The 26377-nt window shown below is 55.3% G+C and carries 21 protein-coding genes and 4 tRNA genes; 19 read left to right on the top strand and 6 right to left on the bottom strand.

Features of this window, described 5'->3' with window-relative positions; all coding sequences use genetic code 11:
• Positions 1 to 18: 18 nt before the first annotated feature.
• A complete protein-coding gene (gene ilvC / locus AB8818_RS21230) occupies positions 19 to 1494 on the top strand; it encodes a ketol-acid reductoisomerase (protein WP_045261004.1) in 1476 nt (491 codons plus the stop codon).
• 93 nt (positions 1495 to 1587) lie between these two features.
• On the opposite strand, the gene ppiC is transcribed toward ilvC, so the two are convergent.
• Positions 1588 to 1869 carry a peptidylprolyl isomerase PpiC gene (gene ppiC / locus AB8818_RS21225; protein WP_004886861.1) on the bottom strand — a complete coding sequence of 94 codons (282 nt, stop codon included), beginning with the start codon at positions 1867 to 1869 and terminating at the stop codon, positions 1588 to 1590.
• Positions 1870 to 1954: 85 nt separating this feature from the next.
• On the opposite strand from ppiC, the gene rep reads away from it, so the two are divergent.
• On the top strand, positions 1955 to 3979 hold the full coding sequence (gene rep, locus AB8818_RS21220; RefSeq protein ID WP_116343687.1) for a DNA helicase Rep: 2025 nt from the start codon (positions 1955 to 1957) through the stop codon (positions 3977 to 3979).
• A 47-nt stretch (positions 3980 to 4026) separates the two neighbouring features.
• Here the strand turns inward: rep and gppA are convergent, their stop codons facing one another.
• Both gppA and rhlB read right to left on the bottom strand, forming a co-directional pair.
• Positions 4027 to 5511, bottom strand: coding sequence for a guanosine-5'-triphosphate,3'-diphosphate diphosphatase (gene gppA, locus AB8818_RS21215; protein WP_163330948.1), 1485 nt, complete (start codon positions 5509 to 5511; stop codon positions 4027 to 4029).
• 6 nt (positions 5512 to 5517) lie between these two features.
• A complete protein-coding gene (rhlB, locus tag AB8818_RS21210; RefSeq protein ID WP_021242834.1) occupies positions 5518 to 6786 on the bottom strand; it encodes an ATP-dependent RNA helicase RhlB in 1269 nt (422 codons plus the stop codon).
• A 144-nt stretch (positions 6787 to 6930) separates the two neighbouring features.
• On the opposite strand from rhlB, the gene trxA reads away from it, so the two are divergent.
• The 17 genes from trxA (at position 6931) to AB8818_RS21125 (ending at position 22089) form a co-directional block, all read left to right on the top strand.
• Positions 6931 to 7260 (top strand): thioredoxin TrxA, encoded by a 330-nt coding sequence (trxA, locus tag AB8818_RS21205; RefSeq protein ID WP_006179218.1) that lies wholly within the window; start codon positions 6931 to 6933, stop codon positions 7258 to 7260.
• Between the two features lie 344 nt (positions 7261 to 7604).
• On the top strand, positions 7605 to 8864 hold the full coding sequence (rho, locus tag AB8818_RS21200) for a transcription termination factor Rho (protein ID WP_008501566.1): 1260 nt from the start codon (positions 7605 to 7607) through the stop codon (positions 8862 to 8864).
• A 241-nt stretch (positions 8865 to 9105) separates the two neighbouring features.
• Positions 9106 to 10209, top strand: coding sequence for a UDP-N-acetylglucosamine--undecaprenyl-phosphate N-acetylglucosaminephosphotransferase (gene wecA / locus AB8818_RS21195; RefSeq protein ID WP_080330358.1), 1104 nt, complete (start codon positions 9106 to 9108; stop codon positions 10207 to 10209).
• A gap of 13 nt (positions 10210 to 10222) precedes the next feature.
• Positions 10223 to 11269, top strand: coding sequence for an ECA polysaccharide chain length modulation protein (wzzE, locus tag AB8818_RS21190; RefSeq protein WP_116343689.1), 1047 nt, complete (start codon positions 10223 to 10225; stop codon positions 11267 to 11269).
• A gap of 56 nt (positions 11270 to 11325) precedes the next feature.
• Positions 11326 to 12456, top strand: a complete 1131-nt coding sequence (wecB, locus tag AB8818_RS21185; protein ID WP_163330946.1) for a non-hydrolyzing UDP-N-acetylglucosamine 2-epimerase — start codon at positions 11326 to 11328, stop codon at positions 12454 to 12456.
• A complete protein-coding gene (wecC, locus tag AB8818_RS21180; RefSeq protein WP_163330945.1) occupies positions 12453 to 13715 on the top strand; it encodes a UDP-N-acetyl-D-mannosamine dehydrogenase in 1263 nt (420 codons plus the stop codon). The genes wecB and wecC overlap by 4 nt, the downstream gene beginning before the upstream one ends.
• The gene (rffC, locus tag AB8818_RS21175) at positions 13712 to 14389 is read left to right on the top strand and encodes a dTDP-4-amino-4,6-dideoxy-D-galactose acyltransferase (protein ID WP_192985201.1); all 678 of its coding nucleotides are present in this window, start codon (positions 13712 to 13714) and stop codon (positions 14387 to 14389) included. Before wecC ends, rffC begins: the two co-directional genes overlap by 4 nt.
• A 4-nt stretch (positions 14390 to 14393) precedes the next feature.
• The gene (gene rffA, locus AB8818_RS21170) at positions 14394 to 15524 is read left to right on the top strand and encodes a dTDP-4-amino-4,6-dideoxygalactose transaminase (protein ID WP_116343693.1); all 1131 of its coding nucleotides are present in this window, start codon (positions 14394 to 14396) and stop codon (positions 15522 to 15524) included.
• Between the two features lies 1 nt (position 15525).
• Positions 15526 to 16776 carry a lipid III flippase WzxE gene (gene wzxE, locus AB8818_RS21165; RefSeq protein WP_192985199.1) on the top strand — a complete coding sequence of 417 codons (1251 nt, stop codon included), beginning with the start codon at positions 15526 to 15528 and terminating at the stop codon, positions 16774 to 16776.
• On the top strand, positions 16773 to 17852 hold the full coding sequence (locus tag AB8818_RS21160) for a TDP-N-acetylfucosamine:lipid II N-acetylfucosaminyltransferase (RefSeq protein ID WP_192985197.1): 1080 nt from the start codon (positions 16773 to 16775) through the stop codon (positions 17850 to 17852). The genes wzxE and AB8818_RS21160 overlap by 4 nt, the downstream gene beginning before the upstream one ends.
• Positions 17849 to 19201 (top strand): ECA oligosaccharide polymerase, encoded by a 1353-nt coding sequence (gene wzyE, locus AB8818_RS21155; protein WP_116343696.1) that lies wholly within the window; start codon positions 17849 to 17851, stop codon positions 19199 to 19201. Before AB8818_RS21160 ends, wzyE begins: the two co-directional genes overlap by 4 nt.
• A 12-nt stretch (positions 19202 to 19213) precedes the next feature.
• Positions 19214 to 19954: a lipopolysaccharide N-acetylmannosaminouronosyltransferase gene (gene wecG / locus AB8818_RS21150; RefSeq protein ID WP_192985193.1), complete on the top strand. Its 741-nt coding sequence runs from the start codon at positions 19214 to 19216 to the stop codon at positions 19952 to 19954.
• Between the two features lie 197 nt (positions 19955 to 20151).
• Positions 20152 to 21537: an amino acid permease gene (locus AB8818_RS21145; protein ID WP_116343698.1), complete on the top strand. Its 1386-nt coding sequence runs from the start codon at positions 20152 to 20154 to the stop codon at positions 21535 to 21537.
• Between the two features lie 102 nt (positions 21538 to 21639).
• Positions 21640 to 21716: transfer RNA gene (locus AB8818_RS21140), tRNA-Arg, on the top strand.
• A gap of 68 nt (positions 21717 to 21784) precedes the next feature.
• A tRNA-His gene (locus AB8818_RS21135) sits at positions 21785 to 21860 on the top strand.
• Positions 21861 to 21881: 21 nt separating this feature from the next.
• Positions 21882 to 21967 (top strand) — tRNA-Leu (locus AB8818_RS21130).
• Between the two features lie 45 nt (positions 21968 to 22012).
• A tRNA-Pro gene (locus tag AB8818_RS21125) sits at positions 22013 to 22089 on the top strand.
• Positions 22090 to 22595: 506 nt separating this feature from the next.
• Here the strand turns inward: AB8818_RS21125 and AB8818_RS21120 are convergent.
• The 3 genes from AB8818_RS21120 to hemX form a co-directional block, all read right to left on the bottom strand.
• A complete protein-coding gene (locus AB8818_RS21120; protein ID WP_163330941.1) occupies positions 22596 to 23807 on the bottom strand; it encodes an MFS transporter in 1212 nt (403 codons plus the stop codon).
• 169 nt (positions 23808 to 23976) lie between these two features.
• The gene (gene hemY / locus AB8818_RS21115; RefSeq protein ID WP_116343728.1) at positions 23977 to 25176 is read right to left on the bottom strand and encodes a protoheme IX biogenesis protein HemY; all 1200 of its coding nucleotides are present in this window, start codon (positions 25174 to 25176) and stop codon (positions 23977 to 23979) included.
• 2 nt (positions 25177 to 25178) lie between these two features.
• Positions 25179 to 26360, bottom strand: a complete 1182-nt coding sequence (hemX, locus tag AB8818_RS21110) for a uroporphyrinogen-III C-methyltransferase (RefSeq protein ID WP_192985007.1) — start codon at positions 26358 to 26360, stop codon at positions 25179 to 25181.
• Between the last annotated feature and the right edge of the window lie 17 nt (positions 26361 to 26377).

Raw genomic sequence — 26377 nt, 5'->3', positions numbered from 1 at the left:
CATCACGAGGTATCACCCATGGCTAACTACTTTAATACACTGAACTTGCGCCAGCAGCTGGCGCAGCTGGGCAAATGCCGCTTCATGGCGCGTGACGAATTTGCCGATGGCGCGAGCTACCTTCAGGGTAAAAAAGTGGTCATCGTCGGCTGTGGCGCACAGGGCCTGAACCAGGGCCTGAACATGCGTGACTCCGGTCTGGATATCTCCTACGCCCTGCGTAAAGAAGCGATTGCCGAGAAGCGCGCTTCATGGCGTAAAGCGACCGAAAACGGCTTCAAAGTGGGTACCTACGAAGAGCTGATCCCGCAGGCGGATCTGGTTGTTAACCTGACGCCAGACAAGCAGCACTCAGACGTAGTGCGCTCCGTACAGCCGCTGATGAAAGACGGCGCCGCGCTGGGCTACTCCCACGGCTTCAACATCGTTGAAGTGGGCGAGCAGATCCGTAAAGACATCACCGTAGTGATGGTGGCGCCGAAGTGCCCGGGTACGGAAGTACGCGAAGAGTACAAGCGTGGCTTCGGCGTACCGACGCTTATCGCGGTTCACCCTGAAAACGATCCGAAAGGCGAAGGCATGGCGATTGCCAAAGCGTGGGCTGCAGCGACCGGCGGCCACCGTGCGGGCGTTCTGGAATCCTCCTTCGTTGCCGAAGTGAAATCTGACCTGATGGGCGAGCAGACCATTCTGTGCGGCATGCTGCAGGCCGGTTCTCTGCTCTGCTTCGACAAGCTGGTGGAAGAAGGTACCGACCCGGCCTATGCGGAAAAACTGATTCAGTTCGGCTGGGAAACTATCACCGAAGCGCTGAAGCAGGGCGGGATTACGCTGATGATGGACCGCCTGTCCAACCCGGCCAAACTGCGCGCGTTTGCACTCTCTGAGCAGCTGAAAACCATCATGGCGCCGCTGTTCCAGAAACACATGGATGACATCATCTCCGGCGAGTTCTCTTCCGGCATGATGGCGGACTGGGCGAACGACGACAAGAAACTGCTGACCTGGCGTGAAGAGACCGGTAAAACCGCGTTCGAAACCGCGCCGCAGTATGAAGGTAAAATCGGCGAGCAGGAGTACTTCGATAAAGGCGTACTGATGATCGCGATGGTGAAAGCAGGCGTTGAGCTGGCGTTCGAAACCATGGTGGATTCTGGCATCATCGAAGAGTCTGCGTACTATGAATCTCTGCACGAGCTGCCGCTGATTGCGAACACCATCGCCCGTAAGCGTCTGTACGAAATGAACGTGGTTATCTCTGATACCGCAGAATACGGTAACTACCTGTTCTCTTACGCCTGCGTACCGCTGCTGAAAGAGTTCATGACCACCCTGCAGACGGGTGATCTGGGCAAAGCGATTGCGGAAGGTGCGGTAGACAACGCGCAGCTCCGTGACGTAAACGAAGCCATTCGCAGCCACCAGATCGAGAAAGTGGGCCACAAACTGCGTGGCTACATGACCGATATGAAACGTATCGCGGTAGCAGGTTAACACCAGGTGCGGGCTGATGCCCTCACCCCGACCCTCTCCCACGGGGAGAGGGTGCAAACATTAAAGGCCTTCTCTAAGAGAAGGCCTTGCTGTTTATTTCCGATACAGCACTTTAATGATGTGATAACCGAACTGGGTATGCAGCGGACCGGTTGGCTCCAGCACCGGGCAGGAGAAAACCACTTTATCGAACGCCGGAACCATCTGACCCTGACGGAATTCACCTAAATCGCCGCCACGCTTGCCTGACGGACAAATAGAGTGCTTCTTCGCCAGCTTGCCGAAGTCGGCACCGTTTTTAATCTGCTCCAGAAGATCCAGAGCCAGTTTCTCTTCTTTAACAAGGATATGCAGTGCTGCTGCTGTTTTTGCCATGATCGTGCCTTGAGTGGTATGGATTAGGCTCGCTATACTACCACGCTGTTATTCTCCCCTCCTGACTTTCATTGAGCGATCATTTATGCGTTTAAACCCCGGACAACAACAAGCCGTCGAATTTGTCACCGGACCGTGTCTGGTACTGGCGGGCGCAGGATCCGGTAAAACGCGCGTCATCACCAACAAGATTGCGCACCTGATCCGCGGCTGCGGCTACCAGGCGCGCCACATTGCGGCGGTCACCTTTACCAATAAAGCGGCGCGCGAGATGAAAGAGCGCGTCGGCCAGACGCTGGGGCGCAAAGAGGCGCGCGGGCTAATGATCTCCACCTTCCACACGCTGGGGCTGGATATCATCAAACGCGAGTATGCGGCGCTGGGAATGAAGTCTAATTTCTCGCTTTTTGACGATACCGACCAGGTGGCGTTGCTTAAAGAGCTTACTGAGGGGCTGATCGAAGATGATAAGGTGCTGTTGCAGCAGCTGATCTCGACGATCTCGAACTGGAAAAACGATCTGATGACCCCGGCCCAGGCCGCGGCGATCGCTAAAGGTGAACGGGATCGGATCTTCGCCCACTGCTACGGTCTGTACGATGCACATATGAAAGCGTGCAACGTGCTGGACTTTGATGACCTTATCCTGCTGCCCACGCTGCTGCTGCAGCGCAATGAAGAAGTGCGCGAGCGCTGGCAGAATAAAATCCGCTACCTGCTGGTGGATGAATATCAGGACACCAACACCAGCCAGTACGAGCTGGTGAAGCTGCTGGTGGGGCAGCGCGCGCGTTTCACCGTGGTAGGCGATGATGACCAGTCAATTTACTCCTGGCGCGGCGCGCGCCCACAAAACCTGGTGCTGTTGAGCAAAGATTTCCCCGCCCTGCAGGTGATTAAGCTGGAGCAGAACTACCGCTCCTCCGGGCGTATCCTGAAGGCAGCAAACATCCTGATTGCCAATAACCCGCACGTTTTTGAGAAGCGTCTCTTCTCCGAACTGGGCTACGGCACGGAGCTGAAAGTGCTCAGCGCCAACAATGAGGATCATGAAGCGGAGCGCGTGACGGGCGAACTCATCGCTCACCACTTCGTCAATAAAACCGAATATAAAGATTACGCTATCCTTTATCGCGGCAATCACCAGTCGCGCGTCTTTGAAAAGATGCTGATGCAGAACCGCATTCCGTACAAGATCTCGGGCGGCACCTCGTTCTTCTCGCGTCCAGAGATCAAAGATCTGCTGGCCTATCTGCGCGTGCTCACTAATCCGGATGATGACAGCGCGTTTTTGCGCATCGTGAATACACCGAAGCGAGAGATTGGACCGGCAACGCTGCAAAAGCTCGGCGAGTGGGCGATGACCCGCAATAAAAGCCTGTTTACCGCCAGCTTTGATATGGGCCTGAGCCAGACGCTGACGGGGCGCGGGTATGATAATTTAACCCGCTTCACTCACTGGCTTGGCGAAGTACAGCGGCTGGCAGAGCGCGAGCCTGTGGCAGCCGTACGCGATCTGATCCACGGCATCGACTATGAATCCTGGCTGTACGAAACCTCCGCCAGCCCGAAAGCCGCTGAGATGCGGATGAAAAACGTTAACCAGCTTTTCAGCTGGATGACCGAAATGCTGGAGGGCTCTGAAATTGACGAGCCGATGACACTGACGCAGGTGGTCACTCGCTTTACCCTGCGCGATATGATGGAGCGCGGCGAGAGCGAAGAAGAGGCCGATCAGGTTCAGCTTATGACGCTACATGCGTCAAAAGGGCTTGAGTTCCCGTATGTGTATCTGGTCGGCATGGAAGAGGGACTGTTGCCGCACCAGAGCAGCATTGATGAAGATAACGTCGACGAGGAGCGCCGCCTGGCCTACGTGGGGATCACCCGTGCGCAGAAGGAGCTGACGTTCACGCTTTGTAAAGAGCGCCGCCAGTACGGTGAACTCGTCCGCCCGGAACCGAGCCGTTTCCTGCTGGAATTGCCGCAAGATGACCTGATCTGGGAACAGGAGCGCAAGGTGATTACCGCAGAAGAGCGGATGCACAAGGGGCAGGCTAACGTGGCAAACATCCGCGCCATGCTGGCAAAAGCCAAAGAGAAAGGATAATACAAGGCCGGGTAAGGCGAAGCCACCACCCGGCAATGTTCAGCGTATTACTTCACCTCGAGTACCCAGTGCACATAGCTCTGCCACTGGCACTCCTGCTCGATCATCTCTGCCCCAAGCGGGTGATTATCAATCCAGTTTTCTGGCAGCGTCAGCGTCAGCTTTTCATCATCGGCTAGCAGATTAATGGCAGGCAGCAAATCATCGCGGCGGCGGCTGGCAAACAGGATCGCCAGACGCAGCAGGCGGCACAGATGCTCGGCCACGCGCGGCGGTACGGCGTTTTGCTGATGCAAAGAGGAGAGGTCTACGGCATTGGTTTGGTTTAGCAGCAGCGTTGCCAGCAGCTTTTTCTGTGCAGGCGTGTAGCCCGGCAAATCCAGGTTGCGCACCAGATACGCTGCGTGAGCAGGTGCCTGCTTAAAATCAATGCTTAGCCCCACCTCGTGCAGCGCACAGGCGCTCAGCAATAAATCGCGGCTCAGATGATCAAGATCCCAGGCGTTAGCGACCTGGTCGGCAAAGCGTGATGCCAGCTGCGATACACGGCCAGCCTGATCGATATCAACCAGAAAACGGCGCTGCACGTTGCGCAGAGTACGGTTGCGGATGTCCTGATCCACCGACAGATGCAGCATCCCGTAGACCAGACCTTCGCGCAGCGCGCCGCCGGCCAGGGTCATACACTGGATATTCAGTTCGGTGAATATGGCAATCAGAATGGCCAACCCGCTCGGGAAAACCAGGGCACGTTCCAGCGTCAGGCCTTCAATTTCCAGCTCTTCCAGGCGTCCGCACTGAATGGCACGCTGTTTAAGCTGCTGAAGTTTGGCAAGCGTAATTCGCTCGTCCATTCCCTGCGCCATCATGATTTCCTGCAAGGCCTGAACGGTACCCGACGCACCCACGCAGACTTTCCAGCCGTGATAGCGCAGTTCGTCCATCACCGGGCGTAACACTTCGCGCGCGGCGTATTCCGCCTCGTCGAAATTCTCTTTCCCCAGGTTCCGATCGGTAAAGTAGCGCTCAAGCCAGGTTACGCAGCCCATCGACAGGCTGAACAGTGACGTGGCCTGCGCGCCGGTGCCGGTGACCAGCTCGGTACTGGCACCGCCGATATCCACCACCAGGCGGCGATCGTCACCCCCGGTGGTGTGGGCAACGCCCTGGTAGATCAGGCGTGCTTCTTCTTCGCCGCTAATAACCTGAACCGGACACCCCAGAATTTCCTGCGCTTTGGCAATAAAATCTACGGCGTTAACCGCCAGTCGGAGCGTCGCTGTGGCGACGACGGTGATTTGGGCATGCGGGATATCCTGCAAACGCTCAGCAAAGAGGCGCAGACACTGCCAGCCACGTTCCATGGCTTCAGGGGAGAGGTGATTATCGCTGCTCAGGCCCGCCGCGAGGCGGACCTTGCGCTTAATGCGCGTCAGCGTTTGTATGCTTCCCGCCACCTCACGCACAACCAGCATATGAAAACTATTCGAACCGAGATCAATTGCCGCATAGAGCGAGGTGGAGCTGAGCATATTTTCTTAACCTGAACGACGACGATTACGCGGTGCGCCGCCTGAACGACGCGGACCATTGCCGGAGCGCGGGCGGGTAAGACGCTTAGGCGGCGGCAGTTCGCTTAACAGCGCTTCCGGATTGTATTTGCTCTGCGGGATAGAGTGACCGATGTAGGTCTCAATGGCTGGAAGATTCAGCGCATACTCTTCACACGCAAGGCTAATCGAGTGACCGCTTGCGCCCGCACGACCAGTACGACCGATACGGTGTACGTAGTCTTCGCAGTCGTCTGGCAGATCGTAGTTAAAGACGTGCGTCACGGCCGGAATGTGTAAACCACGTGCCGCCACGTCGGTTGCGACCAGAATATCGAGATCGCCACGGGTGAACTCTTCCAGAATACGCAGGCGTTTTTTCTGCGCCACGTCGCCGGTCAACAGGCCAACACGATGACCATCGGCAGCCAGATGGCCCCAGATGTCTTCACAGCGGTGTTTAGTGTTCGCGAAGATAATGGCGCGATCGGGCCACTCTTCTTCAATCAGAGTTTGCAGCAGACGCATTTTCTCTTCATTGGAAGGATAGAAGAGCTCTTCTTTAATGCGGTGACCCGTTTTCTGCTCAGGTTCCACTTCCACATATTCCGCATTGTTCATCTGCTCGAACGCCAGCTCGCGAACGCGGTAGGAGAGGGTTGCAGAGAACAGCATGTTCAGGCGCTGGTTGGCCGGCGGCATACGGCGGAACAGCCAGCGGATGTCTTTAATGAAGCCCAGATCGTACATACGGTCAGCTTCATCGAGCACCACAACCTGGATTGCGCCGAGGTTAATGTGATTCTGTTTGGCGTAGTCGATAAGACGGCCGGTGGTACCGATCAGGATATCCACGCCGCTTTCCAGCACTTTCAGCTGCTTATCGTAGCCGTCGCCGCCATAGGCCAGGCCAAGCTTCAGGCCGGTGGCCTGCGCCAGAGGCTCAGCGTCTGCATGGATCTGTACCGCCAGTTCTCGCGTCGGGGCCATAATTAGCGCGCGCGGCTGGTTAACTTTGCGGTCTGCAATCGCTGGGTGAGAAAGTAAATAATGGAACGTTGACGTTAAGAACGCCATCGTTTTGCCGGTACCGGTTTGCGCCTGCCCTGCAACATCGCGACCGGCCAGCGTCAGCGGCAGGGCGAGAGCCTGAATGGGCGTGCAGTTATGAAACCCTTTATTTTCAAGGGCTTCAATCACCTTCGGGTGCAGGGCGAAGTCGGAAAACTTCTGTTCTGTTAAATGTGTTTTGCTCATAGTGTGGTAGAATATCAGCTTACTATTGCTTTACGAAAGCGTATCCGGTGAAATAAAGTCAACCTTTAGTTGGTTAATGCGACATCAACACGTCGTTGGTGGAGACAAAACCAACGTACCAGGCTTATTCCTGTGGAGTTATATATGAGCGATAAAATTATTCACCTGACTGACGACAGTTTTGACACGGACGTACTTAAGGCTGACGGGCTGATCCTCGTCGATTTCTGGGCTGAATGGTGTGGTCCTTGCAAAATGATCGCCCCGATTCTGGATGAGATCGCTGACGAATATCAGGGCAAACTGACGGTTGCCAAGCTGAACATCGACCAGAACCCGGGTACCGCACCAAAATACGGTATCCGTGGCATCCCGACCCTTCTGCTGTTCAAAAACGGCGAAGTGGCGGCGACCAAAGTGGGCGCGCTGTCCAAAGGTCAGCTGAAAGAGTTCCTGGACGCTAACCTGGCGTAAGGTTTCTCCGCTGTGCGTCCAGAGCCCCCGGCTAAATGATGTGGAACTCTGGACGCCCGGCTGAAGTCGTGCTAAGTTAGCTATGACTTCGTTTTAAACATATCTGTTGTTTGAATCTTGTTTTACCCGATACTTCCCGTTGTTGACATGAACAATGCGTGAAGTGGCTAAATTCCGGGCTTGTCACTCAATCCGTCTTGTCGTTTCAGTTCTGCGTTCTTTCCCTGTGACCAGACAGCGAACAGACATGAGGTGATGGCCGCTAAACAGGCATGGATGACCCTGCCATACCATTCACAACATTAAGTTCGAGAATCACCCCGAGTTTAAGAACCCACACCATTATGAATCTTACCGAATTAAAGAATACGCCGGTTTCTGAGCTGATCACTCTCGGCGAAAATATGGGGCTGGAAAACCAGGCTCGTATGCGCAAGCAGGACATCATTTTCGCCATCCTGAAGCAGCACGCTAAGAGTGGCGAAGATATCTTTGGCGACGGTGTGCTGGAGATATTGCAAGACGGATTTGGTTTCCTCCGCTCTGCAGACAGCTCCTACCTCGCCGGCCCTGACGACATCTACGTATCCCCCAGCCAAATCCGCCGTTTCAACCTCCGCACTGGTGACACCATTTCAGGTAAGATTCGTCCTCCTAAAGAGGGTGAACGCTACTTTGCGCTGTTGAAAGTCAATGAAGTTAACTTCGATAAGCCGGAAAACTCGCGTAATAAGATCCTCTTTGAGAACTTAACGCCGCTGCACGCGAACTCTCGCCTGCGCATGGAGCGTGGTAACGGTTCTACCGAAGACTTAACCGCGCGTGTTCTGGATTTGGCATCGCCAATCGGTCGTGGCCAGCGTGGTCTGATTGTGGCGCCGCCGAAAGCGGGTAAAACCATGCTGCTGCAGAACATCGCGCAGAGCATCGCCTATAACCACCCAGACTGCGTGCTGATGGTGCTGCTGATTGACGAACGTCCGGAAGAAGTAACCGAGATGCAGCGTCTGGTTAAAGGTGAAGTGGTTGCTTCTACCTTCGACGAGCCAGCATCTCGCCACGTTCAGGTTGCGGAAATGGTTATCGAGAAGGCTAAACGCCTGGTTGAGCACAAGAAAGACGTGATCATCCTGCTCGACTCTATCACCCGTCTGGCGCGCGCTTACAACACCGTGGTGCCAGCTTCCGGTAAAGTGCTGACCGGTGGTGTGGATGCTAACGCCCTGCATCGTCCGAAGCGCTTCTTCGGTGCCGCACGTAACGTGGAAGAGGGCGGCAGCCTGACCATCATCGCAACGGCGCTGATCGATACCGGTTCTAAAATGGACGAAGTGATTTACGAAGAATTTAAAGGTACAGGTAACATGGAACTGCACCTTTCTCGTAAGATCGCTGAAAAACGCGTCTTCCCGGCTATCGACTACAACCGTTCCGGTACCCGTAAAGAAGAGCTGCTCACCACGCAGGAAGAGCTGCAGAAAATGTGGATCCTGCGCAAAATCATCCATCCAATGGGTGAAATTGACGCGATGGAGTTCCTCATTAACAAACTGGCGATGACCAAAACCAACGACGACTTCTTCGACATGATGAAGCGCTCGTAACGCAAATAAAGCCAGCGAACGCCACGTTTTTACGTGGCGTTTTTCTTTTATGGACTATACGCTAGTACCACCTACTCCCAATTTTGACCGGTCAGTGCGACAATAAGATAATTCGCACAGTAAAAACATTAATAGCTTGAATAATAAACAAATGGAATTGTAAGAGGTTTGCTTTATAACTTCAGGCTCGGCGCCTTGATGGTTATACTTCCTTGACTAACATTTGTTGAGAACACCCATTGTGAACCTACTTGATACGTTTACTGAACTAACCAGTATTTTCTTATTTACCACCTGCTTTTTGTTTCTGGCACGTAAGGTGGCGAAATATCTGGGCTTAGTGGATAAACCCAACTTCCGTAAACGTCATCAAGGCATGATCCCTCTGGTCGGTGGTATCTCTGTTTTTGCAGGGATCTGCTTCACTTTTGCTATTGCAGATTACTATATTCCGCATGCCAGGTTGTATCTCTCTTGCGCAGCAGTTCTTGTCGTGATCGGTGCTCTTGACGATAGATACGACATTAGCGTCAAAATCCGCGCTTTCGTTCAGGCAGCTGTCGCTATTGCAATGATGGTATTCGCTAAGTTGCACTTGAGTAGCCTGGGCTATATTTTTGGCTCCTGGGAGATGGAACTCGGCCCGTTCGGCTATTTCCTGACACTTTTTGCCGTGTGGGTGGCGATTAACGCGTTCAACATGGTTGACGGTATTGATGGTTTGCTTGGAGGCCTCTCCTGCGTCTCATTTGCCGCAATTGGTTTCATTTTATGGTTCGATGGGCAATATAGCCTTGCTATGTGGTGTTTCGCCATGATTGCAGCAATCCTGCCATATATCCTGTTAAATCTCGGCGCATTGGGCCGACGCTATAAAGTCTTCATGGGGGATGCGGGTAGCACGCTTATCGGCTTTACTATCATTTGGATTTTGCTGGAAACTACTCAGGGCGATGTACATCCCATCAGTCCGGTAACAGCCTTATGGATTATCGCCATCCCGTTAATGGATATGGTTGCGATTATGTATCGCCGACTGCGTAAAGGGATGAGCCCATTCTCTGCTGACCGTCAGCACATTCATCATCTGATCATGCGAGCCGGATTCACTTCCCGGCAGGCATTTGTGCTTATTACGCTGGCGGCTGCTATTCTAGCGGGGATTGGCGTGACGGCGGAATATACGCATTTTGTGCCTGAGTGGGCCATGTTGGTATTGTTCTTGCTAGCATTTTCTCTCTACGGCTACTGCATTAAGCGCGCATGGAAGGTGGCGCGTTTCATTAAACGTATTAAGCGCAGGATGCGACGTAACAGTGGCAAAAACACAACATTAACTAAGTAAAACCGGGACTATGATGACTCAACCGTTGGCGGGAGCGAAATCAGTGGTAACTGAGAATGAACTGGATATTCGGGGTTTGTTTCGCGTGTTATGGGCAGGCAAACTTTGGATTGCGGGAATCGCGCTGGGGTTCGCACTGTTGGCGCTGGCCTACACGTTCTTTGCGAAACAGGAGTGGAGCGCCACGGCAATCACGGACAGACCAACGGTTAACATGCTCGGGGGGTACTATTCCCAGCAGCAATTCCTGCGAAACCTGGATATTAAAGCCAGTCTTGCCACCCCGGACCAGGCCTCCGTTATGGATGAGGCCTACAAAGAGTTTGTGATGCAACTGGCGTCATGGGATACGCGCCGCGATTTCTGGTCCCAGACGGATTACTACAAGCAGCGTCGGGTTGATAACACTAAAGCCGATGCCGCGCTGCTGGACGATCTGATTAATAATATTCAGTTTATGCCCGGCGACGCGCTGCGTAACGTCAACGACAGCGTTAAGCTGATTGCCGAAACCGCGCCGGACGCCAACAATCTGTTGCGCCAGTACGTCGCGTTTGCCAGCCAGCGTGCCGCAAGCCATCTCAATGAAGAGCTCAAAGGTGCCTGGGCAGCCCGTACTATCCAGATGAAGGCACAGGTCAAACGTCAGGAAGAGGTGGCAAACGCTATTTTTGCGCGCCGCGTCCATAATATTCAGCAGGCGCTGAAAATTGCGGAACAGCACAACATTTCCCGCACTGAGACGGATGTTCCGGCTGATGAATTACCTGATTCTGAAATGTTCCTTCTTGGTCGCCCAATGCTGCAGGCGCGTCTGGAAAATCTGCAGGCCGTTGGGCCTGATTTTGACCTCGACTACGATCAAAATCGCGCGATGCTTAATACGCTTAATGTCGGCCCCTCCCTGGATCCGCGTTTTCAGACCTATCGTTATTTGAGAACGCCTGAAGAACCTGTAAAACGCGACAGTCCGCGTCGTGCATTCCTGATGATCATGTGGGGGATTGTGGGCGCACTCGTTGGGGCTGGCGTGGCGTTAACGCGTCGTCGTACAAACTAAGAACGCCGTTTACGATGAAGGCTATGGCCTTCATCGTCTAATCGAAGAGAATCGATGTGAAAGTACTTACTGTATTTGGCACCAGGCCGGAGGCCATTAAGATGGCGCCTCTGGTTCATGCGCTGGCCAGCGATCCTGATATTGAAGCGAAGGTCTGCGTCACGGCTCAGCACCGTGAGATGCTCGATCAGGTCCTAACCCTCTTTTCCATCGTCCCGGATTACGACCTCAATATTATGAAGCCGGGACAGGGATTGACGGAAATAACCTGTCGCATACTGCAGGATCTCAAGCCTATCCTGGAGTCGTTCAAGCCCGACGTCGTGCTGGTGCACGGCGATACCACGACGACGATGGCAACAAGCCTGGCCGCGTTTTACCAGCGTATTCCCGTCGGTCATGTTGAAGCGGGCCTGCGCACCGGCAATCTTTATTCTCCGTGGCCGGAAGAGGCCAACCGTACGCTTACCGGGCATCTGGCGATGTACCACTTTGCGCCAACCGAGAACTCTCGGCAGAACCTGCTGCGTGAAAATGTCGCCGATAACAACATTTTTGTGACCGGCAATACGGTCATTGATGCGTTGATTTGGGTACGCGATCGCGTACTGGCAAACGGCGAGCTGCAGAAAGAGCTCGCTGCCCGCTATCCGTTCCTGAATAACGGCAAAAAAACCATTCTGGTCACTGGCCACCGTCGCGAAAGCTTTGGACGGGGTTTTGAGCAAATCTGTCACGCGCTGGCTGAAATCGCCGCGCAGAACGACGATGTGCAAATTGTCTATCCGGTTCACCTTAACCCTAACGTCAGCGAGCCGGTCAACCGCATCCTGGGCCACGTCGAAAACGTCCTGCTGATTGAACCGCAGGACTACATGCCGTTTGTCTGGCTGATGAACCACGCCTGGCTGATCCTCACCGATTCGGGTGGGATTCAGGAAGAAGCGCCCTCTCTTGGCAAGCCGGTACTGGTGATGCGTGAAACCACTGAACGTCCGGAAGCGGTTAAAGCCGGGACGGTGCGTCTGGTCGGCACCAACGCACAGCTCATCGTCGAAGAGGTCACTCGCCTTCTGCACGACGATGAAGCGTATCAGGCGATGAGCCGGGCCCACAATCCATATGGAGACGGGCAGGCTTGTGGCCGTATTTTGCATGCACTTAAACACAATCGGGTATCGCTATGAGTTTTACTACCATCTCTGTCATTGGCCTTGGCTATATTGGCCTGCCCACGGCGGCGGCATTCGCCTCCCGTCAAAAACAGGTTGTCGGTGTGGATATCAACGCACGGGCGGTAGAAACCATTAATCGTGGCGAAATTCATATTGTAGAGCCCGATCTTGACCGAGTCGTGAAAGAGGCGGTTGATGGCGGCTTCCTGCGCGCCAGCACGACGCCAGTGGAAGCGGATGCCTACCTGATTGCCGTTCCAACGCCCTTTAAAGGCGACCACGAGCCCGATATGGTCTATGTCGAGGCGGCGGCAAAATCCATTGCCCCCGTGCTGAAGAAAGGCGCGCTGGTGATTCTGGAGTCAACCTCTCCGGTGGGGGCCACCGAGCAGATGGCACAGTGGCTTGCAGAAGCGCGTCCTGATTTACGCTTCCCGCAACAGGCTGGCGAGCAGGCGGATATCAACATCGCCTACTGCCCGGAGCGCGTGCTGCCGGGGCAGGTGATGGTCGAACTGATTAAAAACGACCGCGTCATTGGCGGCATGACGCCGGTCTGTTCTGAACGCGCCAGCGCGCTGTACAAGATTTTCCTGGAAGGCGAATGCGTAGTGACCAACTCCCGCACAGCCGAGATGTGCAAGCTGACTGAAAACAGCTTCCGTGACGTTAACATCGCCTTTGCTAACGAACTGTCGCTTATTTGCGCCGATCAGGGGATTAACGTTTGGGAGTTAATCCGCCTGGCGAATCGCCATCCGCGCGTCAACATTCTCCAGCCTGGCCCGGGGGTGGGCGGCCACTGTATCGCCGTCGACCCGTGGTTTATCGTGGCGCAGAACCCGGCGCAGGCGCGTCTGATTCGCACCGCGCGAGAAGTGAACGACAGCAAACCTCACTGGGTGCTCAACCAGGTTAAAGCGACGGTAGCGGACTGTCTGGCAGAGAGCGGTAAGCGCGCCAGCGAGCTGAAAATTGCCTGCTTTGGTCTGGCATTTAAACCCAACATTGATGATCTGCGCGAAAGCCCGGCGATGGAAATTGCCGAGATGATTGCCGAATGGCATAAGGGCGAAACGCTGGTGGTCGAGCCAAATGTTCATGAACTGCCGGCAAAACTGGCGGGGCATTGCACGCTGACGGCGCTCGATGACGCGCTGGCGACGGCGGACGTGCTGGTGCTGCTGGTGGATCATAAAGAGTTTAAAGCGACGTCCGGTGATGCCGTACGTCAGCAGTATGTGGTTGATACGAAAGGCGTCTGGCGTTGAGTGAACTTCACGGCGTGCTTGAATCCCTTGAGTGGGAAAGCACATTTTTTGCCCGCCCCTCGGCGATAGTCCGCTTGTGCGAAAATGCGCCCGCCCTGCAGGAAGTAGACTTCAGCGTCTGGCAGCGCGTGCAGGCTAAAATCCCGGCGGACCGTGCCGACCTGCTTGACGCGCTCCAGCAGCGTGGTTTTCAGCTGGTTGAGGGTGAGGTAGACCTTTCCATTGCCCTTACCTGGCACGATGTGTCCGGCGCGGAAATTGCAACGGAACAGGACATTCCTGTGCTGCGCCAGATGGCGGCTCAGGCGTTTGCGCAGAGCCGCTTTCGCACGCCCTGGTATGCCCCTGACGATAGCGGACGTTTCTATGCCCAGTGGGTAGAGAATGCGGTCAAAGGCACCTTTGACCACGTCTGCCTGGTTTTCCGTACAGCGAACGGTCAGATTCAGGGATTTGTCTCGCTGCGCAAGCTCAACGCGCGTGAGGCGCGTATTGGCTTATTAGCCGGGCGCGGCATGGGTGAGAAACTCATGCAGGCGGCGCTGCACTGGGCGCAGCAGCAGCAGGTTGAGACGCTGCGGGTGGCGACCCAGGTGGGCAACACCGCCGCGCTTAAACGTTATATTGCGAGTGGTGCCAACATCGACGCCACCGCCTACTGGTTATACAGGTGACAAGATGATTCCATTTAACGCACCACCCGTCGTGGGAACCGAGCTCGACTATATGCAGTCTGCCATGGGCAGCGGCAAACTCTGCGGTGACGGCGGTTTTACCCGTCGCTGTCAGCAGTGGATGGAGCAGCGTTTTCGCAGCGCTAAGGTGCTGCTGACCCCGTCCTGCACGGCATCGCTGGAAATGGCGGCCCTGTTGCTGGATATCCAGCCCGGTGATGAAGTGATCATGCCGAGCTATACCTTCGTCTCCACGGCAAACGCCTTTGTCCTGCGCGGGGCGAAAATTGTCTTTGTGGATATCCGCCCGGACACCATGAACATTGATGAGACGCTGATTGAAGCGGCGATCACCGATAAAACGCGCGCGATTGTGCCGGTTCACTACGCGGGCGTGGCCTGTGAAATGGACACCATCATGGCGATCGCCAAAAAGCACAACCTGTTTGTGGTTGAAGATGCCGCGCAGGGCGTGATGTCCACCTACAAGGGGCGCGCGCTGGGCACGATCGGCCACATTGGCTGCTTCAGCTTCCACGAAACGAAAAACTACACCGCTGGCGGTGAGGGCGGTGCGACGCTGATTAACGATCGTGCCCTGGTTGAGCGTGCGGAAGTGATCCGCGAAAAAGGCACCAACCGCAGTCAGTTCTTCCGCGGTCAGGTTGATAAGTACACCTGGCGCGATATCGGCTCCAGCTATCTGATGGCGGATCTGCAGGCGGCATACCTGTGGGCGCAGTTGGAAGCGGCTGAGCGGATTAATCTCCAGCGTCTGTCCCTCTGGCAAACCTATTACGACGCGCTGGAGCCTCTGGCCAAAGCCGGGCGTATTGAGTTGCCAACCATTCCGGCCGATTGCGTCCATAATGCCCACATGTTCTACATCAAGCTGCGCGATAACGACGATCGCAGCCAGCTCATCGCCTGGCTGAAAGAGGCCGAAATTATGGCGGTGTTCCACTATATCCCGCTGCACTCCAGCCCGGCCGGAGAAGCATTTGGCACGTTTGCGGGTGAAGATCGTTACACTACGAAAGAAAGTGAGCGTTTGCTTCGCTTGCCGCTGTTCTACAACCTCGCACCAGTTAACCAGCGTACGGTGATCAATACCCTTCTGAGCTATTTCAGCTGATATGTCTCTGGCAAAAGCATCGGTGTGGACCGCCGCGTCCACGCTTGTAAAAATTGGTGCCGGACTGCTGGTCGTAAAGCTGCTGGCCGTCTCATTTGGGCCCTCTGGTGTGGGGCTGGCGGGCAACTTCCGCCAGCTTGTCACCGTCCTTGGTGTGCTGGCCGGTGCCGGAATCTTCAACGGCGTGACCAAATACGTTGCTCAATATCATGATGATGCGGCCCAGCTTCGCAGGGTAGTGGGCACCGCGTCGGCGATGGTGACGGGCTTTTCGACCCTGCTGGCGATTGTGTTTCTGCTGGCGGCGGCGCCCATCAGCCAGGGATTGTTCGGGCACACCCATTACCAGGGGCTGGTGCGTCTGGTTGCGCTGGTCCAGATGGGTATTGCCTGGGCTAACCTGCTGCTGGCGCTGATGAAAGGTTTTCGCGATGCTGCCGGGAACGCGCTTGCCTTAATCCTGGGCAGCGTCATCGGCGTGATTGCCTATTACTTCTGCTATCGCCTGGGCGGCTATGAAGGCGCACTGTTGGGGCTTGCGCTGGTCCCGGCGCTGGTTGTTGTGCCTGCGGCATTTATGCTGATGCGTCGGGGCGTTATCCCTCTGAGCTACCTGAAACCACAATGGGACAAGGTGCTTGCCAGCCAACTGGGTAAGTTTACCCTGATGGCGCTCATTACTTCCGTCACGCTGCCAGTGGCATACGTGATGATGCGAAACCTGCTGGCGGCGCATTACAGCTGGGATGAGGTGGGGATCTGGCAAGGGGTAAGCAGTATTTCCGACGCTTACCTCCAGTTTATAACGGCTTCCTTTAGCGTTTATTTGCTGCCAACCTTATCGCGCCTGACGTCCCGGCAGGATATTACCCGCGAAATTTCCCGCTCCTTGCGTTTCGTATTACCCGCTGTGGCGGCGGCCAGTTTGACCGTCTGGCTATTGCGCGATGTTGCCATCTGGCTGCTTTTCTCCGCAAAGTTTACCGCCATGCGCGATCTCTTTGCCTGGCAACTTGTGGGCGATGTGCTGAAAGTGGGGGCTTACGTTTTCGGCTATCTGGTGATTGCGAAAGCTTCGCTGCGGTTGTATATCCTGGCGGAGATTAGCCAGTTTGCGCTACTGACAGCATTTTCACACTGGTTGATACCCGCGCACGGTGCGCTGGGGGCGGCTCAGGCCTATATGGCAACCTATATCGTTTATTTCGCTGCCTGCTGCGGCGTATTTTTATTGTGGCGTAAACGCGCATGACTGCACTGATTCATATCCTGGGATCGGATATCCCACACCATAACCAGACCGTTTTGCGGTTCTTTAACGACGAGCTGGCATCAGGAAATCCTGATGCGCGCGAGTTTATGGTTGCAGGTCAGGATAATGGCCTGAGCGCGGCGTTTCCGGCGCTGACTATCGCCTTCTGGCCGGATAAAGCTTCCCTGGCGAAGGCGGTTATTGCCAAAGCCAAAGCGGATCGTGAGCAACGTTTCTTTTTCCACGGGCAGTTCAATACCGGCCTGTGGCTGGCTCTGCTCAGCGGGGGAATTAAACCCTCCCAGTGCAGCTGGCATATCTGGGGAGCCGATCTCTACGAAGTTTCCCGCGGCTGGAAGTTCCGTCTTTTCTATCCCCTGCGTCGCATGGCGCAGGGAAGGGTGGGCCGCGTTTTTGCCACCCGCGGCGATCTGAATTATTTTGCGAAGCAGCACCCGAACGTGCGCGGCGAGCTACTCTATTTCCCAACCCGTATGGACCCGGCGCTGAACACCATGGCGAATGACGCGGTTCGCGAAGGCAAGCTGACGATCCTGGTGGGGAATTCCGGCGACCGCAGTAACGAACATGTGGCCGCGCTACGGGCGGTATACCAGCAGTTTGGCGACACGGTGAACGTGGTGGTGCCGATGGGTTATCCGGTCAACAACGACGCCTATATTGATGAGGTTCGCCAGCAGGGGCTTGCGTTATTCAGCGAAGGAAATCTGCACATTCTCAGCGAAAAGCTGGAGTTTGATGACTATCTTGCGCTGCTGCGAAAATGCGATCTGGGCTATTTCATCTTTGCCCGCCAGCAGGGTATTGGTACGCTGTGCCTGCTGATTCAGGCGGGTGTACCGTGCGTGCTCAACCGCGACAACCCGTTCTGGCAGGACATGGCCGAGCAGCATATTCCGGTGCTGTTCACCTCAGACACGCTGAATGTCGAAGTGGTGCGTGAAGCACAGCGCCAGCTCACGCTGGTGGATAAAAATAGCATCGACTTTTTCAGCCCGAATTACCTCACGCCGTGGCACCGCGCGCTGCGTATCGCTTCAGGAGACAACGCATGAGTCAGTTGCAATTCAGCGGCTTACTGGTTGTCTGGCTTCTGAGCACCCTGTTTATCGCCACGCTCACCTGGTTTGAGTTCCGCCGCGTGCGCTTCAACTTTAACGTGTTCTTCTCGTTGCTGTTTCTGCTGACCTTCTTTTTCGGCTTCCCGCTGACCAGCATTCTGGTCTTCCGTTTTGACGTGAGCGTCGCGCCGCCGGAGATTCTCCTCCAGGCCCTGCTGGCGGCGACTTGCTTCTATGCGGTTTACTACGTCACCTATAAAACGCGTCTGCGGCCAGCGCAGGCCGCCGCCCCGCGTCGGGCGCTCTTTACCATGAACCGGGTGGAGACCCATCTGACGTGGGTGATGCTCATGACCATCGCCCTGGTCAGCGTTGGCATCTTCTTCATGCATAACGGCTTCCTGCTGTTTAAGCTCCACTCCTACAGCCAGATTTTTTCGGCCGAAGTCTCAGGCGTGGCGCTTAAGCGATTCTTCTATTTCTTCATCCCGGCGATGCTGGTGATCTTCTTCCTGCGCCAGGACAGCAAAGCGTGGCTGTTCTTCCTGGTCAGTACCGTTGCGTTCGGTATCCTGACCTACATGATTGTGGGCGGTACGCGCGCCAACATTATCATTGCTTTCGCTATCTTCCTGTTTATCGGCATTATCCGCGGCTGGATCTCGCTGTGGATGCTGGTTGCGGCAGGCGTGTTTGGCATTGTGGGGATGTTCTGGCTGGCGCTGAAGCGCTACGGGATGAACGTGGCGGGCGATGAGGCGTTTTACACGTTCCTCTACCTGACGCGCGACACCTTCTCGCCGTGGGAAAATCTGGCATTGCTGCTGCAAAACTACGACAAGATTGATTTCCAGGGGCTGGCGCCGATTGTTCGCGACTTCTACGTCTTTATCCCGAGCTGGCTGTGGCCGGACCGCCCTGGTGTGGTGCTCAATACCGCGAACTATTTTACCTGGGAAGTGCTCAACAACCATTCGGGCCTGGCGATCTCGCCAACGTTGATTGGTTCCCTGGTGGTGATGGGAGGAGGCTGGTTTATCCTGCCGGGCGCGTTTGTCGTAGGGCTGATTATCAAGTGGTTCGACTGGCTCTACGTGCGTGGTAACGAAGAGACCAACCGCTACAAGGCGGCTATTTTGCACAGTTTTTGCTTTGGTGCCATTTTCAATATGATCGTTCTGGCGCGCGAGGGTCTGGACTCGTTCGTTTCACGCGTGGTGTTCTTCATGGTCGTTTTTGGCATCTGCCTGTTACTGGCCAAACTGTTGTACTGGCTGTTCGACAGCGCAGGGCTTGTGCACAAGCGCGAGCAACAGGGCAACACAACGCTGTCGCAAGTCTGAGTAGGGAAAGTAATGACTGATAAAATTTCTGCACCGCGCTATGCGCTTCGTGGCCTGCAGCTTATTGGCTGGCGCGACATGCAGCACGCGCTGGACTTTCTGTTCGCCGACGGGCAGATGAAATCCGGTACGCTGGTTGCTATCAACGCGGAAAAGATGCTGGCGGTGGAAGATAACGCCGAGGTGAAAAGCCTGATTGAAGCGGCTGAATTTAAATACGCGGACGGTATCAGCGTGGTCCGCTCTATCCGTAAAAAGTATCCTGACGCTAATGTTTCCCGCGTGGCGGGTGCCGACCTCTGGGAGCAGCTTATGGCCCGCGCAGGCGCGGAAGGTACGCCAGTCTTCCTGATTGGCGGTAAGCCTGAAGTGCTGGCCGAGACCGAAGAGAAACTGCGTCGTCAATGGAATGTGAATATCGTCGGCAGCCAGAATGGTTACTTCAAGCCTGAAGACCAGCAGGCTTTGTTTGCCCGCGTGCGCGACAGCGGGGCAAAAATCGTCACCGTGGCGATGGGATCCCCGCGCCAGGAGATCCTGATGCGCGACTGCCGTCTGGTCTGTCCGGATGCCCTCTATATGGGCGTCGGCGGCACCTACGACGTCTTCACCGGCCATGTTAAGCGTGCGCCAAAGGTCTGGCAAAATCTGGGGCTGGAGTGGCTTTACCGCCTGCTATCGCAACCGACGCGCATTAAACGACAGATTCGTCTGCTTCGCTACCTCGCCTGGCACTATACCGGGAAAATGTAATCAGAATGCAGCGCGATATGCTATTCGCGCTGCAACTCGCCTGCAAAACTGCTGATATTTTGTGCAATGCATTCATTTTTTTAATGCATCGTTTGCCATTTGGCCGATTTTAAGAAACCATTCGCACCGTATTTTAGTACCCCTAAAAAACAATAACCGGTATTAAGCCGGGAAACAGCAAACACAATCGAGGATCTATGGCAGAGAAACAACCGGAGCTACAGCGTGGGCTGGAAGCTCGTCACATCGAACTGATAGCGCTGGGCGGCACTATCGGCGTTGGCCTGTTTATGGGCTCCGCAAGCACCCTAAAATGGGCAGGCCCTTCCGTATTACTGGCGTATATCATCGCCGGGCTGTTTGTTTTCTTCATCATGCGCTCAATGGGTGAAATGCTCTTTCTGGAGCCGGTGACCGGTTCCTTCGCCGTTTACGCACACCGGTATATGAGCCCGTTCTTTGGTTACCTGACGGCCTGGTCATACTGGTTTATGTGGATGGCGGTGGGCATCTCTGAAATCACCGCGATAGGGGTTTACGTCCAGTTCTGGTTCCCGGACATGGCCCAGTGGATACCGGCTCTCATTGCCGTGGGGCTGGTGGCCCTGGCAAACCTTGCAGCCGTGCGCCTTTACGGTGAAATCGAGTTCTGGTTTGCGATGATCAAAGTGACCACCATCATCGTGATGATTGTTATTGGTTTGGGCGTGATTTTTTATGGCTTTGGCAACGGCGGACACGCCATCGGCTTTGGCAACCTGACTGAACACGGCGGCTTCTTCGCCGGCGGCTGGAAGGGCTTCCTGACGGCGCTGTGTATCGTTGTGGCCTCGTACCAGGGCGTGGAGCTGATCGGGATTACCGCCGGTGAAGCGAAAAACCCGCAGGTCACGCTGCGTAGTGCGGTGGGCAAAGTGCTATGGCGTATCCTGATTTTCTACGTGGGTGCGATCTTCGTCATCGTCACCATCTTCCCGTGGAACGAAATCGGGACGACGGGGAGTCCGTTCGTATTAACCTTTGCGAAGATCGGAATTACAGCAGCAGCGGGTATCATCAACTTTGTGGTTCTGACGGCAGCGCTGTCAGGCTGTAACAGCGGGATGTACAGCTGTGGCCGTATGCTCTACGCGCTCTCGAAAAATAACCAGCTGCCTGCGACAATGAGTAAAGTCTCACGCGCTGGCGTGCCGGTAGCGGGCGTAGCGGTCTCCATTGTCATCCTGCTGATTGGTTCCTGCCTGAATTACATCATTCCTAATCCACAGCGCGTGTTTGTTTACGTCTACAGCGCCAGCGTGTTGCCGGGCATGGTGCCGTGGTTTGTTATCCTCATCAGCCAACTGCGTTTCCGCCATGCGCATAAAAAAGCGATCGCCAGCCATCCGTTTCGCTCGATTCTGTTCCCGTATGCGAACTATTTGACGATGGCGTTCCTGATTTGCGTATTAATTGGAATGTACTTTAATGAAGATACCCGCATGTCGCTGTTTGTCGGGCTGATCTTCCTGGCGGCAGTGACGGCCGCGTATAAGCTTCTTGGCCTGGGTCGCCGTGCCACCACGCAGAAAGTGGAGGAATAAGCGGCAAAATGTGCAAACCATAACCAAACGCGCATTTTTTTCAAAAAAGCACTAGACAGCGGGGGCGGAGGTACGTAATATCCAGCCCCGCAACGGCGCTAAGCGCCCGTAGCTCAGCTGGATAGAGCGCTGCCTTCCGGAGGCAGAGGTCTCAGGTTCGAATCCTGTCGGGCGCGCCATTTTAGTTCCCGGCGCTAGAGCTGCGGTGGTCTGAGAAGTAGTCAGTACCGCGTGAAAGAATACAGTGGTGGCTATAGCTCAGTTGGTAGAGCCCTGGATTGTGATTCCAGTTGTCGTGGGTTCGAATCCCATTAGCCACCCCATTATTGAAAGAGTTGTGAATTGCGAAGGTGGCGGAATTGGTAGACGCGCTAGCTTCAGGTGTTAGTGTCCTTAGGATGTGGGGGTTCGAGTCCCCCCCCTCGCACCACGACTTTTTAATAAATTGAACTAAAAATTCAAAAAAGCAGTACATCGGCGAGTAGCGCAGCTTGGTAGCGCAACTGGTTTGGGACCAGTGGGTCGGAGGTTCGAATCCTCTCTCGCCGACCAATTTTGAACCCCGCTTCGGCGGGGTTTTTTGTTTTCTGCAACTTTTCTCCCCTGTAGTTATCCCCCGACAGCGCCCTGTATCACTGTCGCGATTCAGCGACATACAACAAATTGAAATTACAGGAAATAATTATTTACGGGATTTGCTGTCTCTTCCTGGCGACATATTTATGCTTTTGCCGATACGTTGTGAAGCGTCAGATGCCGCTGAACAGCATAATTTCCTTTTATCTTAAAATGTTGCGCCATGTAAAACTTCTGCGTGTAAATCTGGCACGTTACGTGCAATAATATACGAGTAGATGCTCATTCCATCTCTTATGTTCGCCTTAGTGCCTCATAAACTCAGGAATGACGCAGAGCCATTTACGGTGCTTATCGTCCACTGACAGATGTCGCTTCGGCCTCATCAGACACCATGGACATAACGTTGAGTGAAGCACCAAATATGTTGTCTTACAGACCTGTTTTAACGCCTGCTTTTATAGCAGGCGTTTTTTTATGTCTTATTCCCGATAAAAGCGCATGATGAGGGCAACCATCAGCAGAGCCGCTGACGAAACCATATAAAGCGCCTGTACTGAGCCAAACCCTGATGCCACTATCGCTGCTACTCCGGTAAAAAGAGAGGCACTGAGCGTTTGCCAGCGCCAGGCTTTACCGCTGGCTATAGCGGTTTGCGCGGCCTGAAAATTACTGAGTACGCCAAACGTACCCGCCGCAAAAATCACGTTTGAGGCCAGATGCGCGACAAAGATCATCCCCAGCGCATACCCTATCCAGCCGGCCATAAACGGCAGCATTCCATAAGCGGCCAGAAAGATGCCGAGGCAAAGCAACAGTCGCGGCGTATGAGCCGCAAAACGCGCCAGGCTGTCTCTTTGCAGCAGCAGAGGGCCGCAAAGCTGCCCCATACTCCTCGCGAAAAGCAAAGGCAGAGCAAGGCCCGCCGCGTCCTGAGGACGGAGCTGCTGGGCCAGCGCCGGAAGAAGCGCCATCGCAGGTGACCCGACGGCGGCCAGCGCCGGCAAAATGAGCAAGCTGCGTTTCTGCCGAACGGTCAATGTCTGCCAGCGCAATGTCGCTGAAGCCCCCTTTTCCACATGGCCGGTGCGTGACGCCGAAGTAAACAGGCCTCCCGCCAGCCATAGCATGACCAGCGACCCGAGAAAGCTGATGGCATCAATGGCCAGCAAGGCGAGCACGGGTATCTTCTGAAAAAGCACCACGCCCAGCCCGGTACCTAATAACACCTGAGACGCAAAAATCACATTTTCCAGGCAGGTGGCGGCAGGCAGTTCCGTTTCGCTGAGTCCGCGCTTAAAGAGTAAAGTCAGGGCGGGCCAGCTCATCCCGCTGAGCAGCGCTTCGGTGGATTGCACGGCGAGTAACGCGGCAACGCTATGATAACCCACGCCAAGCAGGGGAAAGAGCAGGGCAAGTAAGCCCAGTCCTTCGGTCAATATCAGCAGGGATATCGGAGAAAAGCGCGAGCACAGCCTTTCGCCGAGCATGCTGCCGATAAACCCCGGCACCGTGGCGAACAGAAAAGCGAGGGTCAGCAGCGCTGGCGGGGCCGACCACGCTAACAGCAGGCCGAAGACGACGACCTGGGTTAACCCATTTCCCAGAGAAGAGAAGATAAAAGCACAGGCAAGCAGGCGCAGCCAGCGATGGCAGCGCAGCGCTTCAATAAGCGCGTATAAAAGCGAGTTCATGACGCTTTCCTTTCAGAAACGATTTAGTCCATGCGCAGATCGCGCATGTGCGAAAAAAGGTTAATGAAAAGATATCGTTACATTGGCGGGTTCGTTTGCGGCTGTCGGTGTAAAGAATGTAGCAGGAGAACAGTGATAAAAAAAGGAGGCCGTCTGGCCTCCTGATGAATTACTGCTGCGTTCCGTTATTTTGCAGCGTCAATAACAGCCCATCACGCCGCATGGCGGCTGCCTCTTCTGGCTTATGCTGTTTGTCGAGCGTATCGGCAAGCCACGCGTAGTCAAACGCGTCCGGACGCTGTTTCAGCGCTGCACGGAAGGCCAGGCTCGCCTCCTGCCATTCCCCGTGCTTCATCAGCGACTGGCCCAGCGTACTCCACAGCAGCGGACGGTCACCGACGGTTTTGATCTGCTGGCGCAGCACTTTCTCGACCTGCTCAGGGTTATTGGTTTTCAGGCGCGGGATCACCATGACCAGACGATCGTCGTACTGGCGCTTCAGGCCGTCGAGGAGGATCTCCTGCGCGGTGTCATGATCGTCACACTCAATAAGATGTTCCGCCATAGCCACCTGCAGAGGAACCTGCTGGCGCGTTTTCCGGCTCTGATTTTTCCACCAGGTTTTCAGACCGTCGCTGCCCAGGTCGGCGCGCGCCTGATCCATCAGGCCAATCCATGCGAGACGCTGAAGCTCATCACGATGCTCATCATCACCCACCTCGGCCTTCGCCATCGACGGAATGATGTCCAGCAGCGAGCCCCACGCGCCGGTACGAATATAGGCCTGCTCCGCAAGGCGCAGGACTTCCGGATGACGTGGTGCGATTTCCAGCAGACGGTCAATGCCGTGGCGCGCCGCGTGGTTCTCATTGCGCGCGAGCTGCAGGCGGACGCGGGTAATTTCCACTGGGATCGGGTCGCCAGACGCCAGTTCAGACGCGCGTTCCAGATGCTGGTTAGCGCGGGCTTCATCACCGCGCTGCTGGGCCGCTTCGGCTGCCAGAAGATAGTTCACCACCGGCTGTTCTGCGTGATCGGCGTTTTTCGACATCAGCTTTTCAACCTGCTGATAATCGCCTTCGGCCAGCTTCAGCAGCGCCTGTTCCGTTTGCTTACGGGCGCGGCGGCGCTTACGGCCTACGAACCAGCCGCGGGTATGGGCACCGGTACGGAAAATACGGCGCAGGATCCATTCAACGGCAAGCAGTACCACGACGCCGAGGATCAGAACGATCGCCAGACCCGTTACGCTGGTTTCAATGTTGTAGTTATCGGTCTGGATCAGGACGTATCCCTGATGACCCGCAAGCATCGGCCCCAGGACGATCCCGGCGATCAGCAGGATGAAGAGTAAAAGGACTTTTAGCATCATTACTCTCCCTGTGGCGCGCTTTCAGGCGCTGGCGCTGTGCCGGTCTGCTCGGCCGGAACGCCCGGCTGCGCCAGCAGATTACGCACGCGCGTCTGCATCAGCTTCTCCAGAATCGGCTGGCTGGCCAGCTTATCCGGCACGTTCATGGTGATGTTCTGCTGGCTCAGCTTGTCGATATCTTCGAGGAAGGCGGTGGTCGTCGCATCATCGGTGTTGTAGTAGGCGCGCACCCACGTTGAGACGTTATCCAGCGCCTGTTTGTAGGTCTCTTCCTGATGGCGCGGCACGGCCTGCGCCGCGACCAGCAGGCGGGAACGGATATTTTCGCGCAGATAGATATCCTGATTCGGCGCCAGGAGCGGTACGGCGGTTTCGTCGCGGCGACGGATGGTAATGAAGCTGTCCATAAAGTTCTGCCAGCTTTTCTGCAGGTTAATGCGCCATTCGCTCAGGGAGCTGGAAAGTTCGGTACCGTCGGAATCCATCGGGGAGTCGTCGTCGTTATTATCCGCCAGCTGCAGGTTATCAATTTGATTCGAAAGCTGGTTCACCTTGAGGATAATGCCGTCGTAATCCACCTGCGAAACGGCGGAGAGGCTGGCGATATCTTCGGTAATCGCGCGACGGGCTGCGATGAGGCTCGGATCGTTCATGTCTGCCAGGCTCGCATCGGCGCTTTTCAGCAGCGCGGCGGCGGTGGTCACGTCCTGATCGCTCCACAGTTTACGCCCGGCGAGTTTTACGAGGAAATCGGCCTGCGAGAGCAGCCAGGTTTTAGCATCGGTGCCGGAAATCGTGGCGACTTTCTGCTGTACTTCACCCAGCTGTTTGGTCAGCTCTTCCTGTTTACTGTTTGCCTCGGCTAGCGCGGCGGCCTGCTGCTTAATCACCGCTTCCAGCTCGGTTTTCTGCGTTTCCTGCGCTTTTTGCAGGGAGGTAAGCTGATTCACCAGCGTATCGCTGGTGGCCGTCTGGTTAGCACTCTGTTGCTTCACCAGACCATACAGGCCAACGCCGGCTGCCAGCGCAATGGCGATGGCAATCGCGCTCAAAGCGAGGCTGGTTTTATTGCTGCCGTTTTTCTTCTCAGCGGTTTTCTCAGTCGTCTCTGGCTGTGGCGTTATGTCCACAGTCTCCCTGGTCTCTTCAACCACGGCGGAGGATTTTTCGTGTTCCGTCATTATGGCTTCCCATTTGA

Origin of the sequence: Enterobacter sp. KB-280D8 (genome assembly GCF_041399405.1) — a bacterium.
GTDB lineage: Bacteria > Pseudomonadota > Gammaproteobacteria > Enterobacterales > Enterobacteriaceae > Enterobacter > Enterobacter cloacae_N.
This window is presented reverse-complemented; position numbering and strand designations above follow the sequence as displayed.

Excerpts from the sequence above, each read along its gene's own strand:
- ilvC (WP_045261004.1), top strand. The coding sequence starts at position 19 with ATGGCTAACTACTTTAATACACTGAACTTGCGCCAGCAGCTGGCGCAG.
- ppiC (WP_004886861.1), bottom strand. The coding sequence starts at position 1,869 with ATGGCAAAAACAGCAGCAGCACTGCATATCCTTGTTAAAGAAGAGAAA.
- rep (WP_116343687.1), top strand. The coding sequence starts at position 1,955 with ATGCGTTTAAACCCCGGACAACAACAAGCCGTCGAATTTGTCACCGGA.
- gppA (WP_163330948.1), bottom strand. The coding sequence starts at position 5,511 with ATGCTCAGCTCCACCTCGCTCTATGCGGCAATTGATCTCGGTTCGAAT.
- rhlB (WP_021242834.1), bottom strand. The coding sequence starts at position 6,786 with ATGAGCAAAACACATTTAACAGAACAGAAGTTTTCCGACTTCGCCCTG.
- trxA (WP_006179218.1), top strand. The coding sequence starts at position 6,931 with ATGAGCGATAAAATTATTCACCTGACTGACGACAGTTTTGACACGGAC.
- rho (WP_008501566.1), top strand. The coding sequence starts at position 7,605 with ATGAATCTTACCGAATTAAAGAATACGCCGGTTTCTGAGCTGATCACT.
- wzzE (WP_116343689.1), top strand. The coding sequence starts at position 10,223 with ATGACTCAACCGTTGGCGGGAGCGAAATCAGTGGTAACTGAGAATGAA.
- wecC (WP_163330945.1), top strand. The coding sequence starts at position 12,453 with ATGAGTTTTACTACCATCTCTGTCATTGGCCTTGGCTATATTGGCCTG.
- rffA (WP_116343693.1), top strand. The coding sequence starts at position 14,394 with ATGATTCCATTTAACGCACCACCCGTCGTGGGAACCGAGCTCGACTAT.
- wzxE (WP_192985199.1), top strand. The coding sequence starts at position 15,526 with ATGTCTCTGGCAAAAGCATCGGTGTGGACCGCCGCGTCCACGCTTGTA.
- AB8818_RS21160 (WP_192985197.1), top strand. The coding sequence starts at position 16,773 with ATGACTGCACTGATTCATATCCTGGGATCGGATATCCCACACCATAAC.
- wzyE (WP_116343696.1), top strand. The coding sequence starts at position 17,849 with ATGAGTCAGTTGCAATTCAGCGGCTTACTGGTTGTCTGGCTTCTGAGC.
- wecG (WP_192985193.1), top strand. The coding sequence starts at position 19,214 with ATGACTGATAAAATTTCTGCACCGCGCTATGCGCTTCGTGGCCTGCAG.
- AB8818_RS21145 (WP_116343698.1), top strand. The coding sequence starts at position 20,152 with ATGGCAGAGAAACAACCGGAGCTACAGCGTGGGCTGGAAGCTCGTCAC.
- AB8818_RS21120 (WP_163330941.1), bottom strand. The coding sequence starts at position 23,807 with ATGAACTCGCTTTTATACGCGCTTATTGAAGCGCTGCGCTGCCATCGC.
- hemY (WP_116343728.1), bottom strand. The coding sequence starts at position 25,176 with ATGCTAAAAGTCCTTTTACTCTTCATCCTGCTGATCGCCGGGATCGTC.
- hemX (WP_192985007.1), bottom strand. The coding sequence starts at position 26,360 with ATGACGGAACACGAAAAATCCTCCGCCGTGGTTGAAGAGACCAGGGAG.